Below are 1004 nucleotides of genomic sequence, written 5' to 3'. Positions count from 1 at the left end.
GATGCAACAAACTTGTGGCACAAACGCCGCAACAGCCGCGTATTTATGAATAAATCCGTGGTCGAAGTGGTGGAAATCCTCTTTGAAGAATGGCAAAACAAAAGCCCACTCTTTGCCTCGAGCCTCAGCCTAGACCACAGTGGACTACAACAACAATACGACATCCGACCCTTCATCATGCAAAGCAACGAAAGCGACTACGACTTTCTGACTCGCTTACTACGCAGTGAAGGCATTAACTGGCTCATTGATGAAGCCCAACCGATTGTACCGAGCAACAACAGCCCGATCGAAGCACAAAAGCTCCGCCTGATTGACGACAACAGCCAATACCAAGCCCTTAACCGACGCAACATCCGCTACCACCGTAGTGATGCGACAGAACAATTTGATAGCATTACCAGTTTTATCGGACAACGCAGCTTACAACCCACCGCAGTTCACCTACAACGCTGGCAAGCCACAGCCCTCGAACAAGAAGAAGGCGCAGGCTCAGTCCAAAGCAAACACCAACACAGTGACCACCAAGACAATGCCAGCCTAGGCCTCGAACAAGCATGGCACATCAGCCCTGCATGGATCCAAGACCTCAAAGGCGAAGACCAAGCCACCGCCTCAGGCAACAGCCAAGTTGAAAAACTCAACCAACACCTCAGCGACTACTACGCTGGACAAAGCAAACAATTCATCGCCAAAGCCAGCGTCAGAGACAGCCAAGTCGGCTACTGGTTCAAACTCGATGGCCATCCAGAAATTGAACAACACAGCGGAGCTGACCAAGAATTCCTCATTGTTGGCAAACGCTACTACAACCAAAACAACCTACCCAAAGACTTAGACCAACAAGTCCAACAACTGCTACAACGCAGTCAATGGACGCCAAAACACAAGACAGACACCAACCAAGCAACCCACACGGACCAAGAACGCCAAGCCAGCGAACTCATCCTACAACGACGCAACATCAAAACCGTACCCGAATACAACCCACTACAACATCGACC

1 protein-coding gene is annotated in these 1004 nt (G+C 50.2%); it reads left to right on the top strand.

The genetic code is table 11. The features are described 5' to 3' along the window. Positions 1-1004: phage late control D family protein (locus BMW42_RS14630; protein ID WP_213032626.1), on the top strand; the 1004-nt coding region annotated here is incomplete at both ends.

This window comes from Acinetobacter sp. DSM 11652, from assembly GCF_900109815.1.
GTDB lineage: Bacteria > Pseudomonadota > Gammaproteobacteria > Pseudomonadales > Moraxellaceae > Acinetobacter.
The sequence above is the reverse complement of the archived record's forward strand: the minus strand, read 5'-3'. Positions and strand labels throughout refer to the sequence as shown.